The sequence below is a fragment of the Streptomyces sp. JNUCC 64 genome (assembly GCF_054484115.1).
Genome location: NZ_CM137015.1, coordinates 1,524,104 through 1,542,823, shown reverse-complemented (window position 1 = coordinate 1,542,823; position 18,720 = coordinate 1,524,104). Strand labels below are relative to the sequence as shown.

16 protein-coding genes are annotated in these 18,720 nt (G+C 74.4%); 9 read left to right on the top strand and 7 right to left on the bottom strand.

The genetic code is table 11. The annotated features are described in order from the left end of the window. Positions 1–171: 171 nt before the first annotated feature. The 4 genes from ACVWNX_RS06125 (at position 172) to ACVWNX_RS06110 (ending at position 4,598) form a co-directional block, all read left to right on the top strand. Positions 172–1,020, top strand: coding sequence for a Tat pathway signal sequence domain protein (locus ACVWNX_RS06125; RefSeq protein ID WP_454412850.1), 849 nt, complete (start codon positions 172–174; stop codon positions 1,018–1,020). Positions 1,021–1,059: 39 nt separating this feature from the next. Further along, positions 1,060–2,367, top strand: coding sequence for a copper amine oxidase (locus tag ACVWNX_RS06120; protein WP_454412849.1), 1,308 nt, complete (start codon positions 1,060–1,062; stop codon positions 2,365–2,367). Positions 2,368–2,495: 128 nt separating this feature from the next. Next, positions 2,496–3,734, top strand: coding sequence for an SAV2148 family HEPN domain-containing protein (locus tag ACVWNX_RS06115; protein WP_454412848.1), 1,239 nt, complete (start codon positions 2,496–2,498; stop codon positions 3,732–3,734). A 90-nt stretch (positions 3,735–3,824) separates the two neighbouring features. Then, the gene (locus ACVWNX_RS06110; RefSeq protein ID WP_454412847.1) at positions 3,825–4,598 is read left to right on the top strand and encodes an exonuclease domain-containing protein; all 774 of its coding nucleotides are present in this window, start codon (positions 3,825–3,827) and stop codon (positions 4,596–4,598) included. 234 nt (positions 4,599–4,832) lie between these two features. On the opposite strand, the gene ACVWNX_RS06105 is transcribed toward ACVWNX_RS06110, so the two are convergent. Continuing rightward, complete coding sequence (locus ACVWNX_RS06105) at positions 4,833–5,693, bottom strand: phosphotransferase (RefSeq protein ID WP_454412846.1); 861 nt, start codon at positions 5,691–5,693, stop codon at positions 4,833–4,835. A gap of 198 nt (positions 5,694–5,891) precedes the next feature. On the opposite strand from ACVWNX_RS06105, the gene ACVWNX_RS06100 reads away from it, so the two are divergent. Next, on the top strand, positions 5,892–7,109 hold the full coding sequence (locus tag ACVWNX_RS06100; RefSeq protein ID WP_454412845.1) for a macrolide family glycosyltransferase: 1,218 nt from the start codon (positions 5,892–5,894) through the stop codon (positions 7,107–7,109). 423 nt (positions 7,110–7,532) lie between these two features. On the opposite strand, the gene ACVWNX_RS06095 is transcribed toward ACVWNX_RS06100, so the two are convergent. Then, positions 7,533–9,833 (bottom strand): MMPL family transporter, encoded by a 2,301-nt coding sequence (locus tag ACVWNX_RS06095; RefSeq protein WP_454412844.1) that lies wholly within the window; start codon positions 9,831–9,833, stop codon positions 7,533–7,535. A gap of 406 nt (positions 9,834–10,239) precedes the next feature. On the opposite strand from ACVWNX_RS06095, the gene ACVWNX_RS06090 reads away from it, so the two are divergent. Both ACVWNX_RS06090 and ACVWNX_RS06085 read left to right on the top strand, forming a co-directional pair. Then, a complete protein-coding gene (locus ACVWNX_RS06090; RefSeq protein ID WP_454412843.1) occupies positions 10,240–10,758 on the top strand; it encodes a hypothetical protein in 519 nt (172 codons plus the stop codon). 176 nt (positions 10,759–10,934) lie between these two features. Next, positions 10,935–11,396, top strand: a complete 462-nt coding sequence (locus ACVWNX_RS06085) for a pyridoxamine 5'-phosphate oxidase family protein (protein WP_454412842.1) — start codon at positions 10,935–10,937, stop codon at positions 11,394–11,396. Between the two features lie 20 nt (positions 11,397–11,416). Here the strand turns inward: ACVWNX_RS06085 and ACVWNX_RS06080 are convergent, their stop codons facing one another. The 3 genes from ACVWNX_RS06080 to ACVWNX_RS06070 are packed head-to-tail and all read right to left on the bottom strand — an operon-like array spanning position 11,417 to position 15,773. After that, positions 11,417–12,202: a TetR/AcrR family transcriptional regulator gene (locus tag ACVWNX_RS06080; protein ID WP_454412841.1), complete on the bottom strand. Its 786-nt coding sequence runs from the start codon at positions 12,200–12,202 to the stop codon at positions 11,417–11,419. Continuing rightward, positions 12,199–13,938 (bottom strand): ABC transporter ATP-binding protein, encoded by a 1,740-nt coding sequence (locus ACVWNX_RS06075; protein WP_454412840.1) that lies wholly within the window; start codon positions 13,936–13,938, stop codon positions 12,199–12,201. Before ACVWNX_RS06075 ends, ACVWNX_RS06080 begins: the two co-directional genes overlap by 4 nt. Next, positions 13,935–15,773 carry an ABC transporter ATP-binding protein gene (locus ACVWNX_RS06070; RefSeq protein ID WP_454412839.1) on the bottom strand — a complete coding sequence of 613 codons (1,839 nt, stop codon included), beginning with the start codon at positions 15,771–15,773 and terminating at the stop codon, positions 13,935–13,937. Before ACVWNX_RS06070 ends, ACVWNX_RS06075 begins: the two co-directional genes overlap by 4 nt. A 151-nt stretch (positions 15,774–15,924) precedes the next feature. On the opposite strand from ACVWNX_RS06070, the gene ACVWNX_RS06065 reads away from it, so the two are divergent. Together ACVWNX_RS06065 and ACVWNX_RS06060 are read left to right on the top strand one after the other, a co-directional pair. Further along, positions 15,925–16,476, top strand: a complete 552-nt coding sequence (locus ACVWNX_RS06065; protein ID WP_454412838.1) for a DUF1697 domain-containing protein — start codon at positions 15,925–15,927, stop codon at positions 16,474–16,476. Beyond that, positions 16,473–16,934: a nuclear transport factor 2 family protein gene (locus ACVWNX_RS06060; protein WP_454412837.1), complete on the top strand. Its 462-nt coding sequence runs from the start codon at positions 16,473–16,475 to the stop codon at positions 16,932–16,934. Before ACVWNX_RS06065 ends, ACVWNX_RS06060 begins: the two co-directional genes overlap by 4 nt. 7 nt (positions 16,935–16,941) lie before the next feature. On the opposite strand, the gene ACVWNX_RS06055 is transcribed toward ACVWNX_RS06060, so the two are convergent. After that, positions 16,942–17,856: a methyltransferase domain-containing protein gene (locus ACVWNX_RS06055; RefSeq protein WP_454412836.1), complete on the bottom strand. Its 915-nt coding sequence runs from the start codon at positions 17,854–17,856 to the stop codon at positions 16,942–16,944. A gap of 3 nt (positions 17,857–17,859) precedes the next feature. After that, a complete protein-coding gene (locus ACVWNX_RS06050) occupies positions 17,860–18,627 on the bottom strand; it encodes an SDR family oxidoreductase (protein WP_454412835.1) in 768 nt (255 codons plus the stop codon). Positions 18,628–18,720: the final 93 nt, after the last annotated feature.

Sequence of the window (18,720 nt, the reverse complement as noted above, 5' to 3'; positions counted from 1 at the left end):
CCCGTGTTCACAGAGGCCACTCGGGTACCAGAGTCTTCCCCAAACGAAGGCAACCTCCTAGGACGTCGATCCGTCCTACCGGGTGACCGCGATCGTTCGATTGACGGTTTCACGCAGGGGGGAGTTGGGGGAGCAGTGCGTCAACTGGTGAGACGCCATGTCGGGAAGGTCATGGCGGGTGGAGCCATAGCGGTGGCGGGAACGGCCGTGATGGTCGCCGTCACCCTGCCCGGAATGGCGGGCGCGGACGACAACAAGGCGACCGACCGTCCCACCCAGAGCCAGGGCGAAGCGCCCGGCCGGGGGGACGCCACCGTCACGGCGGACGGGGCCGCGGGCGAGGGCACGCAGGACGGGGCGAAGGGGAACTCCGGGAGCGCGGACACTCCGCCGCCGCCCGGCGAGGTCGCTCCGGTGGTCCCCGAGGGCAAGAAGGGCATCGGCAGCGACCCGCTGACCGACGACGAACTGAAGCGCGCCGAGGGCGCCGCCGAGGCGGACGACCTGCGCCGCACCGCGCGGGACGTCGAGGGGAAGAAGGGCCCGGAGCACCTCTACACCAGCCTCCAGGAGCCCGACCCGGACGCTCCGGCGGGGCAGACCGGCCGCCGGGCCGAGGTCGTCTTCTACGACTACGAGCAGGAGGGCACCGTCACCAAGACGGTGGACCTGGACTCCGGCGAGGTGGTGGACACCGCCGTCTCGCGCGGCACCCAGCCCCCGCCCAGCGAGGGCGAGCTGGCCGAGGCGGCGCGGCTGCTGATCGCCCACCCGCTCGGCGCGGACCTCAAGAAGGACTTCCGGCACGCCACCGGCAAGGAGCTGACGGACCCCGCCCAGGCGGAGCTCACCGGGATGATCTTCACCAAGCAGACCACGCTGAAGGTGCCCGGCACCCTCAAGGACTGCGGTAAGAACCGCTGCCTCAGCGTCATCTTCAAGGTCAAGGACGGCCCCTGGTTCGACACGCGCAGGAGCGTCGTCGACCTCAGCGCGCGCACCGTCGCCCGCATCGGCTGACCCTTCCCCGACCCACCTCCCGACGAGGAGTTTTCCCACATGCAGGACCAGAGACTTCCGCGTGCCCGGAAAGGCGCCGGACTCGCCCTCGCCGTGACGGCGCTCGTGGGCGGCACGATGGCGGGCACCGCCCAGGCGTCCGCCCCGCAGGCACCCCGCACCGCGCCCGCCGCCCCGGCCGCCGACTGCAGCGCCGCCAACCGCGTCGAGCAGAAGCTGGACGGCGGCACCACCTGGCGGATGTGCTTCCGCCACGACCCGCTGGCCGGTGTCGTCCTCGACAAGGTCAGCTACCAGCCCAAGGGCGAGGCCCAGCCCATCCGGGTGCTCAACAGCGCCCGCCTCGCCCAGATCCACGTCCCCTACGACGACGGCCAGGCCGAGTACGAGGACGTCACGGGCACCAACTTCGGCAACGAGCTCCAGGCCCTCAAGGGCGGCGAGTGCCCCGGCGGCACCATCCGTCCCGTGAAGGTCGCCTCGCGCGGCGACGTCAAGGGCCTGTGCACCACCACCCGCGCCCGCGGCCACGCCTACCGGCTCGCCAACGACACGGGCACCAAGGTCTGGCAGGCCCAGGGCACCGACCTGCTGGTCTACTCGATCAACAAGGCCGCCTGGTACGAGTACATCACCGAGTGGCGGTTCTCCTCCGACGGCACCATCACCTCGAACGTCGGCGCCACCGGCATGCTCTCCCCGTACGACTACGACGGCGGCGACGACCGGGGCTGGCCCATCGGCAAGAACAACGCCGCGAAGGCCGAGAGCCACAGCCACAACGTGTTCTGGCGGGTCGACTCCGCGCTGGACGGCAACACGAACAACCGCGTCGAGCAGTTCGACTCCACGGTGACGCCGGGCCGCAACGGGGCCTCCCCGACCACCAAGACCAAGCGCACCAAGGTCACCAAGGAACTGGCCGGGGACGCCAAGAACATGCGCTGGTGGCGCCTGGTCAGCACCACCGGCAAGAACAAGGACAACCACCCGCGCAGCTACGAGATCGTGCCGGGCCGCAGCGACAAGTTCCCCGGTCGCCCGTACACCAAGCACGACGTGTACTTCACCGAGTACAAGAAGTGCGAGAAGTACGCCAGCGGCAACCCCAGCTGCCCCACCAGCTCCCCCCGGAGCGTGGACAAGTGGGTCAACGGCCAGACCCTGAAGAACCCGATCACCTGGGTCAACATCGGCTTCCACCACATCGCGCGCGACGAGGACCAGGAGCCCATGCCGGTCCACTGGCAGGGCTTCTCGATGGTGCCGCGTGACGTGACGGCCATGAACCCGCTCACCCCGGCGGACCTGAAGAACCGCAACGGCAACGTCGGCCCGCTGCCGTAGCCGTCAACCCGGTTCACCCCGGAACGGACGACCCTGTCCATCCGGCTGCACCGCCGACCGCTCCCGGAGTACCCTTCCTTGATCGTTGACCAGGGGGGTCACACGGGGTGCGGAAGGCGGTGCGGCGGGTGTCGGGAGGGCTGCAGCTGCCGCCGGGTGACGGCGGTCAGCGGGAGGGCTCCCCGGAGGCCCCGCACACGGGGGTCTCCCTGGCCCGTCCCCTGGACACGGGCTCGCAGATCGGACCCGAGCTGGACTGGGGCCCCGAGCAGTGGACCGAGGTCCGCACCCGCGCCCAGCGCGCGGGGCGGGCCTACATCTGGCTGAACCTGGTCGAGCAGCGGCTGCGCGCGGTCGTGGGCGCCGTGCTGCGGCCCGTCTACGAACCCGTCCACGGGGACGACTGGGTCGTGGCCGCCGCCGGACCCGCCGGACAGGAGTGGGTGCAGCGGGCCGTGGCGGTCCGCGAGGTCAGCAGACGCAAGGGCTACCTCCTCGACCCGGCGGACGACAACGTCCTCAGCTTCCTGACCCTCCCGCAGCTGCGGGAGCTGATGGTCCAGCACTGGCCGTGCTTCGAGCCGTACTTCGACGACCGCCGGGACGTCGAGCTGGCCCTGGACGAGCTGGAGGTCACCCGGAACGTCGTCTCCCGCAACCGGGCCCTCTCCGAAGCCGTCCTCGCCCAGGCCGAACGCGCCTCCGCGCGCCTCCTGGAGATGCTGGGCGCCGGGTCCGACGCCCCGTCCGGCGGACGGCTGCCCGTCGACGCCGTCGAGGACCTGGTGGGGGACCGCTACGCGGACGTGGTCGCGGTCCACCCGGACCGGGTCCGGCTGCTGCGGCAGTTCCCCGCGGAGGACATCTTCGGCGGCGCCCGCCGCCTCGACGCCACCGGCATCGGACTCAACCTGCTGGTGCAGAACTTCTCCGGACGGCGGCTGGTGCGGCTCGCCGAGTCCGGCTGCCGGGTCCGGCTGCTCTTCCTCAACCCCGCCTCCAGCGCCATCAAGCGCCGGGAGCGGGAGCTGGGGCTCAAGCGCGGCGAACTGAGCCGCTCCGTGGAGATGAACATCCTGCACATGCGCCGGGTGCGCTCCCGGCTGCGGGACCCGGGCGCCTTCGAGATCCAGGTGTTCGACGAGACCCCCCGGTTCACCGCCTACCTGGTGGACGGCGACGGGGCGGACGGAGTCGGCGTCGTCCAGACGTATCTGCGGCGCACCCGGGGTATGGAGGCCCCTGTACTCGTCCTGCGGGGCGGCGGCCGGGTGGTCAAGCCCGGCGAAGCGGGTGAGAGCTGCCTCTTCGAGACGTACCGCGAGGAATTCGACCTGGCGTGGAGCGACTCCCGGCCGGTGTCCTGACCCCCGGCCGCGGCGGCCCGCCGTCCGGTTGTCAGTGGCACGTGCGAGGGTGAGGTCACCGGGGGAGAGCACCACGAGGAGGGGGCCCACATGAGCTGGTACCGGGAACGGCTGGTCGGCTTCGATCTGGAGACGACCGGCACCGACGTCGAGACCGACCGCATCGTGACCGCGGCGCTCGTCGCCCTCGGACCGGACGGGCGGGTGACGGACGAGCGCACCTGGCTGCTCGACCCCGGGGTCGCCATACCCGACGAGGCCGCCGCCATCCACGGGGTCACCACCGGACACGCCCGCCGGCACGGGGCGCCCGCGGCCACCGCCGTCGCGGAGATCACCGGGGCCCTCGCCGAGGCACTGCGCGACGGCGCCCCGCTGGTGGTCATGAACGCCCGTTACGACCTCTCGCTGCTGGACCGCGAGTGCCGCCGCCACCGGATACGGCCGCTCTCCGAGGACCCCGCCACCGAGGCGTTCCCCGTGCTGGACCCGCTGGTCCTGGACAAGCACGTGGACCGCTACCGCAGGGGGCGGCGCACCCTCCAGGCGCTGTGCGCCCACTACGGCGTGGAGCTGGACAGTGCCCACGAGGCCCGCTCCGACGCGGTGGCCGCGGTCCGGGTGGCGCGCCGGATCGGGGAGGAGCACACGACGGTGGGCACGGTGCGCCCCGCCGAGCTGAGGGAGCTGCAGGTGCGCGCGGCGGCCGAGCAGTCCGCCTCCCTGGAACGCTTCCTGCGGCGCACCTCCGACCCCACCGCCCGGGTCGAGTCCGCCTGGCCGGTGATCCCCGCCCAGCGCCCGGCGCACGGACCGGCCGACCAGCCGGCCGGTGAACCGGCGCGCGGACCGGTGGACCGCTGACGGGTCCCCGACGGCTCGCTGACGGGCCGCCCGGGAGCGCCCGGACGGGCGCCCCGCCCGGGCGTGTCCTGACGGCACGGCCATGACGGGATCAGCCCGGTCGGGAACCGTGCTGACGAGGGGTCCGTCCGGAGGGACCGCACCGCCGGGAAGGCGCCGGAGGACGCGCCGGACGGGAAGGGCCGGACGGGAAGGCACCGCAGGACGCGCGCCGGGCGGGACGGCGGTCCGCTGTCAGAACGGGTACCAGCGCACCGTCTCGTCCCCGTCCCGCAGCGAGGCCACCCGACGGCGGAACTCGACGAGGGCCCGGGGATTGCCCGGCGCGTGCTGCGCCACCCACGCGCAGCTCGCGGTCTCCCGGGCGCCCCGCAGCACCGCGCAGCCCTCCCAGTCCCGCACGTCCCAGCCGTAGACGTCGACGAAGGCGGCGTAGGACTCGTCGGGCAGCCCGTAGCGGTCGTGGGAGAGGGCCATCACCACCAGGTCGTGTTCCCGCAGATCGTGGGAGAAGGTCTCCAGATCGACCAGCACGGGTCCGTCCGGCCCCACCTGGACGTTGCGGAGGAGGGCGTCCCCGTGGATCGGGCCCGGCTCCAGCCGGGGCACCAGCGCGGCGGCGGCCTCCGCGAAGCCGTCCCGGCGCTCCCTCAGGAACGCCGCGTCGGCGGGGTCGACCGCGTCCCCGGCCAGCCGCAGCCAGCGCTCGACCCCGCCGAGCAGCTCCCGGCGGGGCAGCGCCAGCGCGGGCGCGGGCAGGGCGTGCACCCGGCGCAGCAGCTCCGCGAGGTCGTCGCCCCGGGCCGGGCGGACCGCGTCGGGCAGCCGGTGCCACACCGTCACCGGGTGGCCGTCCACCAGCAGCGCGTCGGGGCGGGCCGCGCGGACCGCGGGGACCCCGGCCCCGGCCAGCCAGCCGGCGACGGCGACCTCCCGCCGGGCCCGTTCCCACAGGGTCGCGTCCCGGCCGATCTTCACCACCAGGCCGTCGGCCGCGAACACCGCGTTCTCCCCGAGGGCCAGCAGCCCGGCCCCGGTGCCCGGCGGCAGCACCCGCGCCGCCTCCAGCACCCGCCGTGCCCGTGCCTCGTCCATCGCCAGCCTCCCGGTCCGGTGCGCCGCCCGGGTCCGCCGGTCCGTCCGGCGGGGGCGATCGTCGCCGCAAGTGTCGCATCAGCCCTGTTCACGGGCGTCCGGCGGGCATCCGGACGCGCGCATGGCAGTGTGGCGCGTTTCCGTCAGGCCCGGGGAATCGCCTTGGCCCGGGGAGCGACCCCTTCCTACGGTGACGGCATGACCACCTCCCGACCCGCACACATCGCCATGTTCTCCATCGCCGGTCACGGACATGTGAACCCGAGCCTCGACGTGATCAGGGAGCTGGTGGCCCGTGGCCACCGCGTCACCTACGCCGTCCCGCCCGTCTTCGCCGACAAGGTCGCCGCCACGGGCGCCGAGCCGCGTCCGTGGGACTCCGTCCTGCCGCTGGACGAGACACCCGGGACCTTCGAGGACGGCGATCTGATAGACAACATCGGGCCGTTCTTCGCGGACGCCCGCCAGGCGCTGCCCCAGCACCTGGCCGCGTACGAAGGGGACGAACCCGACCTCGTGCTGTACGACGCGGGTGCCTTCGCCGGGCGGGTCCTGGCCCGCCGCTGGGGCGTCCCGGCGGTCCAGCTGTCGCCCAGCGTGGTGGCCTGGGAGGGGATCGAGGAGGAACTCCTCCGGCCCGTCGCCGAGCCGCTGAAGCAGACCCCGCGGGGCAAGGCGTTCTACGAGGAGACCGTCGCCTGGCTCACCGAGCACGGCGTGGACGTGACGCCGGAGCACTTCGTCATCCGGCCCGACCGGGGGATCGTCCTCGTCCCCCGGGCCCTCCAGCCCCAGGCCGACCGGGTCGACGAGACCCGGTTCTCCTTCGTCGGCGCCTGCCATGGCGAGCGTGCCGAGGAGGGCGCCTGGCGGCGTCCGCCCGGCGCGGAGAAGGTGCTGCTGGTGTCGCTGGGCTCCTACTTCACCCACCGGCCGGACTTCTACCGGGCCTGTGCCGAGGCGTTCGGGGACCTGCCCGGCTGGCACGTGGTCCTCCAGATCGGGAGGTTCACCGATCCGGCGGACCTCGGGGAGCTGCCCGCCAACGTCGAGGTCCACTCCTGGGTGCCCCAACTGGCGGTCCTGCGGCAGGCCGACGCCTTCGTCACCCACGCGGGAGCGGGCGGCAGCCAGGAGGGCCTGGCGACGGCCACCCCGATGGTCGCCGTCCCGCAGGCCGTCGACCAGTTCACCAACGCGGACACCCTCCAGGCGCTCGGCGTGGCCCGGGTGCTGCACACCGGGGACGTGACCGCCGAGTCCCTGCGCGCGGCCGTCCTCGGGGTCACGGACGACCCGGAGGTCGCGCGGCGGCTGGCGGAGGTCCAGCGGGAGACGGCCGCCGAGGGCGGCACCCCGCGTGCCGCCGACCTGATCGAGGCGGAACTCCCCGAGGCGCTCCGCCCGCGCCGCTGACGCACCGCCCCCGCCCCGGGCCCCGCCCCGCGCGCGGCCCGCACCGGCCCGTCCCTGATCCGGCCCGGGCCCGTCCCTGATCCGGCCCGGGTCCGCTCCGGTCCCGTCCCGGACCCCACATGGACCCGGGACGGGCGGAACGCGGTGGTGGAGTGGCCCTGGGGCCCGTCCCACCACCGCGTTTCCACCCTCCTGACACCGGCCGCCTCCGGGGGCGCACAGCGTCCCGGGTCCGCTTCCGGTCCGTGCGGACCCGGGACGGGCCGGGCGCGATGGCGGGGCGGCCCCTGAGGCCCGCTCCACCACCGCGTCCCGCCCCTGGGCACGGACCGCCCCGGGGCACCGCGCCCCGCCCCTCGGGCACCGACCGCCCCTGGGCACCGCGTCCTCCCGGGACGTCCACCGTCCCGGGCGCGCCGGGTCCTAGACCCCGATCCGGGTGCCGTTCCCGGTGACCTCCGCCGTTTCGGTCTGCCGCGCCCCGGCGGTCACCGCCGGGACCGGCTCGGGCGTCTCGTCGTGCGACAGGTCCGGCAGCCAGCGGAGCCACCGGGGGAAGTACCAGTTGGCCTCCCCGAGCAGGGCCATCACCGCGGGCAGCAGCACCCCGCGGATGACGGTCGCGTCGATCAGCACGGCCGCCGCCAGGCCCACGCCCATCTGCTTCATCGACTGCATCGACAGCGTGGCGAAGATCGCGAACACCGCCACCATGATGACCGCCGCGCTGGTCACCACCCCCGCCGTGGTGACGACCCCGTGGGTGATGGCGTCCCGGGTGGCGTAGCCACGGGTCCGCGCCTCACGGATCCGGGACACCACGAACACGTGGTAGTCCATCGACAGCCCGAACAGGATCACGAAGAGGAACAGCGGCAGCCAGGTGACGATCGCGCCCACGCCCTCCGCGCCGACCAGCGAGGCGCCCCAGCCGTGCTGGAAGACGGCGACGAGGATGCCGTACGCCGCGCCCACCGACAGCAGGTTGAGGACGATCGAGGTGACGGCGACGGTCAGCGAGCGGAAGCACAGCAGCATCAGCAGGAAGGCGAACACCACCACGAAGGCGAAGACCGGGACGACGGCGCCCGTCATCTGGTCGTTGAAGTCCTTCGAACCGGCGACCTGACCGGTGACCGGCGCCTCCACTCCGTCCACCGCGCCCAGCGTCGCGGGCCGTACCTCGTCCCGGATCAGGGCGAGGCTCTTCTCCGCCCGGTCCAGGTCGGAGCCGCCGACCAGCGGCACGGACACCAGGGCCACGTTCTCCTCCGCGTGCACCTTGACGTCGACGGGCCCGCGCGAGGCGCCCGAACTCACCACCCGCTCACGGAAGTCGGCGAGCGCCGCCTTCACCCGGGGGGAGTCGACGTCCTTCGCCCGGACGACGACCGTGGCCGGGTCGGAGCCCCCGGGGAACGCCTCGTTCAGCCGGTCGTAGGTGGCGACGATCGGCACCGAGGAGCCGAACTCCTGGTTCAGGGTGAGTTCCTGGGTACGCATCCCCAGCGCGGGGGCCGCGACCGCCAGCAGGACGCCGCCCGCCAGGGCCAGGGACAGTCCGGGCCGCGCCAGGACGACCTTCAGCACCGACTTCCAGATCCGGGACCCGTCCCGCGCCGCATTGCTCCCGCCCCCGCGCCGACGGCGCCGGTCCGGGTGGAGGAACGGGAGCCGTCCGGTCTCCACGCGCTTGCCGAGCAGCGACAGCAGCGCGGGCAGCACCGTCACCGAACCGACCATCGCGACCGCCACGGCCATCAGTGAGGCGAGGCCCATCGCCTGGAAGTCCGCCAGCCCGGTGAACATCATGCCCGCCATGGCCACGCACACCGTCACCCCGGAGACGATCACGGCCCGACCGCTGGTGGCCGCCGCGATCCGCAGCGCCGTGGCGGCGTCCCGGCCCGCCGCGCGCTCCTCGCGCTCCCGCCGCAGATAGAACAGGCAGTAGTCGACGCCGACCGCCAGACCCACCAGCAGCATCACGGAGTTGGCGGTGTCGCTCATCGGCTGGAGGTGGCTGACCACGCCCATCAGCCCCATGGTCGCCATGATGGCGGTGATCGCGAGGATCACCGGCAGCAGCGCGGCGACCACTGCGCCGAACGCGATCAGCAGGATGCCGAGGGCCACCGGCACCGCCGAGTACTCGGCCTGCTTGAAGTCCTCCCCGAAGGCGTCGTCGAAGGTCTTGCCCATGCTGGCGCCGCCGATCTGCTCGATCCGCAGCGCGTCGTGGTCCTCCTGGACCTTGGCCACCGCGTCGAGGACCGGCTCCACCCGCTCGCTCGCGGTGTCGCCGTCGCCCTTCATCTCGAACTGGACCAGCGCGGTGCGGCCGTCCCCGGAGACGCTGCCCGTGTCGTACGGGGAGGTGACGGCGGTGACCTCGCCGGTGGCCTCCACGGCCTTCATCACCTGGGCGACGGCGGCGCGGAAGCCCGCGTCGGTGGCCTTGCCGCCCGCCTCCTCCGTCTGGACGAGGACCGACTCCCCGGCCGGTTCCGCGACGCCCGCGTCCTCGATGATCCGGGCCGCCTGGCTGGTCTCGCCCTTCAACTGGTCACCGGACGACACGTCCACCCGGCCCATCGCCGACCCGGCGGCCATCGACAGGACCACGAACAGCACCCAGATCCCGACGGCGGCCCACCGGTGCCGGGCGCTCCACCCCCCGGCCCGGGCGGCGAAGCCCCGTACGCGTGCGTCTCTGTGTCCCATGACGGGATGTGCCCCCTCGGCCGTGGCGGGGGCCGTGCGCCGCGCCGCCTGACCCCACGAAGTTACGTCCGCCGGAAGGGGGTTGCCGTCGTACCGCCCGCCGATAAGGAGGGCGCCCGGGTAGGCACCGGGGAGGACTCGTACCCCGAGGTTCCTCAGGGGCGGCCGGGGCCGCCTCTCGGGGGCGCCCGGGGTCCCTGAACGGCGCGCACCGTGCCCCGTACGGCCCGGAGCGACCCTGAGAGGGTCCGCGTCTCCCCTAGGAGGTGTCGTCGAGCGTGACGCCGTGTCAGGCGCGGGGCCCACGGCCGCTGGTAGAACGGGGCCGTGCCCGCCCCGGGGCCGACGCCCGACGGCTCCCCTTTCCGGCGGCCCCTCTTCCCCCGCTCGCACCCTGGAGACCGCTGTGCCCTTGCGGACAGGTACCACCCGCCCGATACCCCTGCTCCTGGCGACCGCGCTCGTCGGCGTGACGCTCACCGGCTGCTCGTTGATGGACCTGGCCGCGGACTGCGAGGGGACCGACGGCCGGGTGAAGGAGCTGGCCGCGCTCGGCATCCTCGACTCCCGGCCCGACGGGGCCACCGTCCCCCGGGGCTTCGAGGAGGTGGACGCCGGTTGCTGGGCCGACAGCGGCGACGTCGTGGTGCACGCCGAACGGACCTACGCCTTCCCCGGCACCCGGGCCGAGGTGACGGCGCACTACCGGAAGGCGGCGGCACGGGACGGCTGGACCAAGGCCCCCGACGCCCCGCCCGGCGGGCTGTGCTTCACCAGGGAGGGCATGGCCCTGTGGGTCGGCTTCCTCACCGCCGAGCGCCTCGCGGAGGACGGCCACGGCAAGCGCCCCGACCTCACCACCGGGGCCGGTTACTCGGTCGGCGTCGACACGTATGTGAACAGCGGTGCCCAGGCGGGTTGCTAGCGCCGTCCCCTCCGTGTGCCCGACCGGCGGACCACGGCCGGGGCGTCCTGGCGGGACCACGGCCGGTACCCGGGCGGCCGCCCCCCCCGGGCCCGGCGACCGAGGAGCCCTCGGTCGCCGGGCGTAGGTCCCCCGCCCCATGCGCGCGACGGGTCCGCTGGCTAGGGTCGGCACCCATGCGGACCACGGAGATCGTTCGCCGTCGGACGGCGGAGCGCAGACGGGACACTCTGGAACGGCTCGTCGCCGAGCGGGACGTGTGGGTGTCGACGGCGCACCCCGATCGCGGGCCGCACCAGGTCCCGCTGTGGTTCCTGTGGGACGGGCGCGCGGTGTGGCTGTGCACCAGCGCCACGTCCGTGACCGCGCGCAACGTCCGCGAGGAGCCGCGCGTGCGCCTGGCGCTGCCCGACACCTTCGACGTCGTGCTCCTCCAGGGCGAGGCGGAGTGCTTCCCGGACCGGGAGGTGCCCGACGAGGCGGCGGAGGCGTTCGCCGCCAAGTTCGGATGGGACCCGCGTGCGGAGGAGGGTCCCTTCCTGTACGTGCGCGTGGTGCCGGGGACCGTGCGCGCCTGGCGCGGCGAACCGGAACTGCGCGGCAGGGTCATCATGCGCGACGGCACCTGGCGGGAGTAGCGGCCGTCCGCCGCGCGGGCTCAACCGTCCTCGCCGTCCGGGCGGTCGGCGGCGGCCGCGCGCGCGGCGATGCGGTGGGCGAGGCCGTCCAGATAGATGTCGAGCTTGTCGGTGAACCAGCCGCGGCCGTGCCAGGTGGCGTGGGCGGTGAACTCGGCCGCGAACGGGGCGGTGGTCGACCAGCTGTCGCGGTACTCCTCCCGTACGGTGCGGCCGTTCCCGGCGCCGGTCTCCCGGTCGAGGTGGCGCATCGCGACCCAGGAGGTGACGACGAGTTCGCCGACGAAGTCCACCGAGACGACGGCCTCGCGGTCGGTCAGCCCGGCCGCGACCAGGTTCCGGGCGTAGCGGACCAGGCGCTCCACGATGGCCGGGGGGCTGCCGGGTGTGGTCAGCACGGCCTGGGCGAACCCCGGATGGGCGTCGCACAGCTCCCAGATCCGGTCGGCGAACTCCTTCAGCAGCTCCCGCCAGGGCAGTTCGGTCTCCGGCCAGCGGGAGCCCTCCACGGCCAGCCCCATCGCGGTGCGCACCAGGTCGTCGCGGTCCTGGACGTAGCGGTAGAGCGTGGAGTGGCTCACCCCGAGGCGGGCGGCGACGCCGGGCATGCTGAAGTCCGCGAGGCCCTCGGCGAGGGCGGCCTCGGCGACGGCCCGGGTGGTGAGCGACCGGGAGCGGCCGGGCCGCCGGCCGGGCGATGCCGCCCGGCCGGCGGCCCGGCCCGTTCCGGAGCGCCGGACCCCGGCCGCGCCGGGACCCGGTTCCCCCGTACCCGCTTCCGCGTCGCGGTCGGCGGCGTCCGTCATGAGCGGGCCGTGGTGATCCGCCATCCCGCGGCCCGGCTGCGCTGGTGCCAGAACCGCGCGTAGTGCCCGTCGAGGGCGAGGAGATCCGTATGGGTGCCGCGCTCGGCCACCCGTCCTTCGTGGAGCACCACGATCTGGTCCGCTGTCATCACGGTGCTCAGCCTATGGGCGATGACCAGCAGGGTGCTGTTCGCGCGCAGTTCCTCCAGGGCGCGTTGCACCGCCGCCTCGTTCTCCGGGTCGAGCGCGGCCGTGGCCTCGTCCAGCAGCACCACGGGCGCGTTCTTCAGCAGGGCCCGGGCGACCGAGACCCGCTGGCGCTCCCCGCCGGACAGCGCCCGGCCGCCCTCGCCGACCCGGGCCGTCCAGCCGTCGGGGAGCCGGGCGACGATCTCGTCCACCCCGGCGAGCCGGGCCGCGTGGCGGACCTCCTCGTCGGTGGCGTCGGGGCGGCCGATCCGGATGTTGCCGATCAGGGTGTCGTCGAAGAGGTGGACGTCCTGGAAGACCAGGGCCAGCTGGGCCATCAGGTCCTCGGTGCGCTGGTCCCGCACGTCGGTGCCGCCGACCCGGACGGTGCCCTCGCGGACGTCGGAGAACCGGGCGATGAGCCGGGTCACGGTGGTCTTCCCGGAGCCGGAGGCGCCCACCAGGGCGGTCATGGTGCGGGGCGGCACGGTGAAGCCGACGCCGTCGAGGACGTCCGGCCCGTCCCCGTACCCGAAGCGCACCCCGGACAGTTCGACCTCGCCCGGGACGCGGACCGGGGCGGAGTCCGCAGGGGTGGGCAGCGGCGGCTCGTCCAGGACCTCGCGCACCCGGCGCAGATCGTTCCCGGCCATCCGCAGCACCCCGGCGAACTCGCCCACCTCGGTGAGCGGCCCGGTGAAGCGCGCCACCAGGGCGAGCAGGGCGACGAGTTCCACCGGGTCGACACGGTCCCCGAGCGCCAGCAGCGCGCCCACGCCGATCAGGGCGGAGAAGCAGAGCTGGACGGCGAAACCGCTGAGCAGCGTGCCGGGGATGGAGAGCAGGACCTGCCGCCGGGCGGCGGCCCGCTGGCTCTCCAGGGCCTCCTCCAGCGGTCGGTAGCCCTCGGTGGTGCGCCCGTAGGCCCGCAGGACGGTCTGGTCACGGGCGAACTCCAGCACCCGGTTGGCGGCCTCCACCCCGGCCCGGTCGTTCTCCTCGTCCGCGCGGGACATCAGACGGACGGAGAGCCGGGCGGACAGCAGGATCAGCGGGGAGCACACGAGCACGGCGAGACCGAGCCGCCAGTCGTGCCAGAACATCACCACGACCACGGTCGCCGGGGCGAGCACCCCGGTGACCAGCGGCTGGAGCAGATGGGCGCAGCTCCCCGAGATGGACAGCACGGACTTGGTGCCGATCCGGCTGAGCCGTCCCACCGCGGTGCCGTCGAACCAGCCGAGCGGCAGGGTCACCGCGTGGTCGCCCAGCCGGTGGTGGAGCGTCGTCAGGATCACCAGGGCGAGCCGGAAGCCCAGCATGGCCTGGGCGTAGTGGGTGAGCAGCGAGAGGACGACCGCCCCGCCCATCCAGGGGAACCACGCCAGGGCGCCGTCCGTGTCCCCGGTCAGCAGCTTGCCCAGCACCGGGACGAGGAAGGCGACGGCGGCGCCCTGCGCCACCCCGTTGAGGACGAGGGTCCCCAGATAGCGGACCAGGGTGGGACGGTGCTCGGGGCCGAGGACGGCCGCCAGGTCGCGGATCATGAGCCGGTCCCTTCGTGGGTCGCCCACAGCCGGGCGTAGCGGCCGTCGGCGGCCAGCAGTTCGGTGTGGGTGCCCCGCTCCACCAGGCGCCCGCCGTCCAGGACGGCGATGGTGTCGGCGGTGGTGACGGTGGAGAGCCGGTGCGCGATCACCAGGACGGTCCGTCCGGCGATCAGCGGGGCGATGGCGTCCTGGATCTCGGCCTCCGAGGACGGGTCGGCGAAGGCGGTGGCCTCGTCGAGGACCAGGACGGGGGTGTCGGCGAGGAGCGCGCGGGCGATGGAGACCCGCTGCGCCTCGCCGCCGGAGAGGGCCAGTCCCTCGCCGACGACCGTGTCGTAGCCGTCGGGGAGGGCGAGGATCCGCTCGTGCACCCGTGCCGCCTCGGCGGCGGCCCGTACCTCCGCGTCGTCGGCCCCGGGCTTGCCGAGGCGGATGTTGTCGCGGACGGTGCCGCGCACCAGCCGGACGTCCTGGAGGACGAAGCCGACGGTGCGGTAGAGCGCGGCGGTGCTCAGCTCGCGGACGTCCACGCCGCCCACGGTCACCCGGCCGCCCGTCACGTCGTGGAAGCGGGTGACCAGGGCGGCGAGGGTGGACTTCCCGGCGCCGGACGGGCCGACGAGCGCCGTCAGGGTGCCGGGCGCGAGCCGCAGGCTCACCCCGTCCAGGACCTGCCGGGTGCCGTCGTAGCTGAACGACACGTCCTCCAGGGCGACCTCGTGGCCCTGGGGGAGCCGGGGGGTCTCCGGTTCGGGCAGCACGGGCACCGAGAGGACGGCGTCGATCCGCAGCGCGGCGGCGGCCGCCTCGCGCTTGGCCTGGGCGCTGAACCCCAGGGTGTGCAGCGCGCTGGGGAGGATCATGGCGACCAGGGAGGTGGCCAGGGCGTCGACGGGCGTCACCCAGCCCTGGGAGACGAACCAGACGCCGCCGCCCAGGGTGACCAGCAGGACGACCGGCGGTGAGACCGCCATCGAGGCCACCGCCTCCAGCTTGAGCATCGGACGCACCCAGTCGCTGTAGTCGCGGCCGAAGCGGGTGGCCGCCTCGCGGTAGCTCGCGTGGGCCCGGCCGGTGCGGCCGAACGCCTTGACCACGGCGATGCCCTGGACGAACTCGACGATGCTGCGGTTGACCGCGGCCACGCCCGCGTCCATCGCGGCCATCTGCGGGCCGAAGTCCCGCATCATGAACGCGTACGCGCCGAGGTACACGGGCAGGGTGACGACCGCGAGCAGGGCCAGCCGCCAGTCCAGCCACAGGAGGTAGCCGAACCCGGCGACCGGGACGGTGGCCGCGCCCACGGACTCGACCGCGCTGTGGGCGACCAGGTGGTGCAGGTCGTGCACGTCGCTCTGGGCCGCCTTGCGGACGGTGCCCGAGGAGTTGGCGTCGAACCAGCCGAGCGGCACCCGCCCCAGCCGGTCCACGATCCGGCGGCGCAGGGACGCCTGGAGCCGGACGTCGGCGAAGTGGGTGACGGCCAGGGCGGTGGCTCCGAAGACCCCCCGGACGGTGAGGCCGAGCAGGGCGATCAGCACGGCCCGGCGCACCGCGTCCTCGTCGGTGGGCCCGGCGGCCAGCAGGGTCCGGGCCAGCTCGGCGAGGGCGATGAAGGGGACGACCGCGGCGGCCGAGCCGATCACCTGGAGCCCCATGCCGATCAGGGTCGGCACCCGGACCGGCGCGAGCAGTTCCCTCAGGACGGCGCGCGCCCGCTCGCGGTCCCCGGCGCCGGAACCGGCGTCGGAGGCCGGGCGGGGCGGCGGGGCCTCGTCGGGAGGCGGTCCGCCGCTCTCCTGGTGGGGGGCCGTGGTGTCGGTCAGGGCCATACCGCCTCCTTTAACAGACAGGCTGTCTTCTTTGGGTGAGGGTAGCCTAAGTTGGAGAGGGGTGGAATCGCCGCCGGAGGATGGGCGCCACCGTGGGCCGAAGGCCGGGATGAGTCCGGCCCGGCAGCGGTCACGGCCTAGGGTGGCCCGTATGACGACCTATGCGGCACTCCTGCGGGGGGTCAACGTGGGAGGCCACCGGAAGGTCCCGATGGCGGACCTGCGCGAGGTGATCGAGGGCCTCGGTCACCGGGACGTGCGGACCCACCTCCAGAGCGGCAACGCGGTGTTCACCGTGCCCGACCCGGAGGGCGCCACCACGGACGGCCTCGCGGCGGACCTCGCCGGCGCCCTCGCCGACCGCTTCGGCTTCCCCGTGGACGTCCTGGTCCGCGACCACGCCTACCTCCGGGCGGTGGTGGCCGACTGCCCCTTCCCGGTGGACGGGATCGAGGGCCGCCAGCTCCACGTCACCTACCTCTCCCAGGACCCCGGGACGGAACGGTTCGCCGGGATCGACGCGGAGGCGTTCCGCCCGGAGGAGTTCCGGACCGGCGACCGGGCGCTCTACCTGTACGCGCCCGAGGGGCTCGGCCGGTCGGCGCTGGGCGCCGTCCTCGCCCGTCCCGCGCTCTGGAAGGGCGTCATCGCCACCACCCGCAACTGGAACACCGTCACCCGCCTCGTGGAGCTGACCCGATGACCGGCGCCCCGTCCGGCGATCCGTCCGGCGTCCCCTCCGGCCCCCTGCCGGGCGACTCGTCCGGCGCCCCGTCCCCGTCCCCGGCCGGGCCGGACGCCGCCGTCGAGGCCGCGGTCCAGGGCGAACTGCGGCTGCTGGACCCCGAGGTCAGACCGTCACCGGAGCTGGTCGGCGAACTGCTGCACCCGGAGTTCACCGAGATCGGCGCCTCCGGGCGGCTCTGGGACCGGGCGTCGATCATCGCGGCCCTCGCGGACCGGCCCGGCGGCGGGGTCCGTCCGATCACCACCTCCCGGATGCGGGGCACCCGGCTCGCCCCGGACTTGGTCCACCTCACCTTCGACACCGACAACAACGGCCGCCTGGCACACCGCAGTTCGCTGTGGCGGCGGACCGAAGGGGGCTGGCGGCTCTTCTTCCACCAGGGCACGCCGTTCATCGACGACGAGGAGATGTGACGGTTCCTCAGCCGGTGGGGGCGTGCCCGGCCCCGTCCGCTCCCGCCAGCCCGTCTGCGCCTGTTCCCGCCCGTCCGTCCTTGTCCGTCCCCGCCCACCCGTCCTTGTCTGTTCCCGCCCACCCGTCCCTGTCCGTCCCCGTCCGCCCCGCCCCGCCGTCCTCCCGGTGCCGCCACCGCACCGGGTCCACCACCCCCGCCCGGGGGTCCGCCCCCGGCCCGGCGCCGGACGCGGCGGCCCCGGCGGACGGCGCCCGGTACCCCGCGCACGACAGCACCAGCATCTCGCTCGCGCCGGGCAGGAACGCGTACTCCACCCGCTCCAGCGCGCTCGGGACGCCGAGCCCGGCCAACTCCGCCCGCAGCCGGTCCAGCGGGCCGTACCGCGCCCCGCCGGTGTGCGGCACCACCGGGAAGAGCCGCACCTGCCACCGGGCCACCCGCACCAGACCGAGCAGGGCGCGGCGGTGGAACTCCTCGTCCAGCCGCGCCCCGTACGAGAACAGCAGATGGGAGCTGAGCACCAGGTCGAACGACCGGTCGGGGAACGGCAGCCGGGGCAGCGACCCCGCGACGTACCGCTCCGGCCGGGCGGCGGCGTCCCGGACGAACGCGCGGGCCGCCCCGGTCCGCAGCCGGAGGTACCGCCCGGGGCCCCCGAACCACGTCCAGTCGTACGCCGGGGCGTCCCGCGTCAACTCCGCCTGCTTGTACCGGACCTCCCGCAGCGCCAGCCCGCCGAGCCGCTCCGGGCCGTCCGCGTACTCCGGGTCGACGGCCACCGCGTCCGTGCCCCGGTGCCCCGCCCCGGCCACGAAGCCCGCCGCCCCGCCGGGGCAGTCCAGGATCCGGCGGCCGAGGTCCCGCCCGGTGAGCGCGAACATGGCCCGGTACTCCTCGAAGGAACGCGCGCTGACCAGCACCGCTCAGCCGCGCCCGACGAACGGCATGGTGGTCGGCAGCACGGTCAGCGACTGCACGTTGGTGTCCAGCGGCATGGACGCCATCAGCAGCAGCGCCTCGGTGAACCGGGCCACCGGGATGGTGGCCTCCACCGCCCGCGTTCCGTCGGCCTGGAGCGCGGCCGGCTGCGGACCGCCGTCCAGCGGGGTCACGTTGCCGGTGTCGATCTGACCGCAGGCGATGCCGTGCGCCCGGCCGTCCAGGGACAGCACCTTCGTCAGCCCGAGCAGGGCGTGCTTGGCCGCCGTGTAGGCGGGGGTGTTCGGCCGGGGGACGTGCGCGGAGGGCGCGCCGTTGTTGATGATCCGGCCGCCCGCCGGGGACTGCGCCCCCATCACCCGGAACGCCTCCCGGGCGCAGAGGAAGGCCCCGGTGACGATGGTCTCCAGCACCAGGTTCCAGTCCTCGACCGGGGTGTCCGCCACGGGTCGGCGCGGGGCCGCCGCGCCCGCGTTGTTGAACAGCAGGTCCACCCGGCCGAACCGGTCCACCGCGCTCGCGAACAGCGCGGCGACCTGCTTCTCGTCGCGGATGTCGGTGGGGACGGCCGCCACCCGGGACGGGTCGGCGCCGGAGAGGTCGGCGGTCTCCTTCAGCGCGTCCTCGCGCCGCCCGGCGAGGGCGACGGACCAGCCCGCGTCGAGCAGGGCCAGCGCACTGGCCCTGCCGAGTCCGCTGCCGCCGCCGGTGACGATGGCGATGCGGCCGTGTTCCCTGGCGCCGGTGGTCACGTGTCCTCCGTGGGTCGTCCGCCGCCCGCGACGGACGCGCGGACGGGCTGTCGGGATGTCGGGGTTGCTCGGTGCGGGATCGGGATCGGGGTC

What these genes read in the sequence shown, in the direction of transcription:
- ACVWNX_RS06125 (WP_454412850.1), top strand. Translation starts at nt 172, where the DNA reads ATGGCGGGTGGAGCCATAGCGGTGGCGGGAACGGCCGTGATGGTCGCC.
- ACVWNX_RS06120 (WP_454412849.1), top strand. Translation starts at nt 1,060, where the DNA reads ATGCAGGACCAGAGACTTCCGCGTGCCCGGAAAGGCGCCGGACTCGCC.
- ACVWNX_RS06110 (WP_454412847.1), top strand. Translation starts at nt 3,825, where the DNA reads ATGAGCTGGTACCGGGAACGGCTGGTCGGCTTCGATCTGGAGACGACC.
- ACVWNX_RS06105 (WP_454412846.1), bottom strand. Translation starts at nt 5,693, where the DNA reads ATGGACGAGGCACGGGCACGGCGGGTGCTGGAGGCGGCGCGGGTGCTG.
- ACVWNX_RS06100 (WP_454412845.1), top strand. Translation starts at nt 5,892, where the DNA reads ATGACCACCTCCCGACCCGCACACATCGCCATGTTCTCCATCGCCGGT.
- ACVWNX_RS06095 (WP_454412844.1), bottom strand. Translation starts at nt 9,833, where the DNA reads ATGGGACACAGAGACGCACGCGTACGGGGCTTCGCCGCCCGGGCCGGG.
- ACVWNX_RS06085 (WP_454412842.1), top strand. Translation starts at nt 10,935, where the DNA reads ATGCGGACCACGGAGATCGTTCGCCGTCGGACGGCGGAGCGCAGACGG.
- ACVWNX_RS06080 (WP_454412841.1), bottom strand. Translation starts at nt 12,202, where the DNA reads ATGACGGACGCCGCCGACCGCGACGCGGAAGCGGGTACGGGGGAACCG.
- ACVWNX_RS06075 (WP_454412840.1), bottom strand. Translation starts at nt 13,938, where the DNA reads ATGATCCGCGACCTGGCGGCCGTCCTCGGCCCCGAGCACCGTCCCACC.
- ACVWNX_RS06070 (WP_454412839.1), bottom strand. Translation starts at nt 15,773, where the DNA reads ATGGCCCTGACCGACACCACGGCCCCCCACCAGGAGAGCGGCGGACCG.
- ACVWNX_RS06065 (WP_454412838.1), top strand. Translation starts at nt 15,925, where the DNA reads ATGACGACCTATGCGGCACTCCTGCGGGGGGTCAACGTGGGAGGCCAC.
- ACVWNX_RS06060 (WP_454412837.1), top strand. Translation starts at nt 16,473, where the DNA reads ATGACCGGCGCCCCGTCCGGCGATCCGTCCGGCGTCCCCTCCGGCCCC.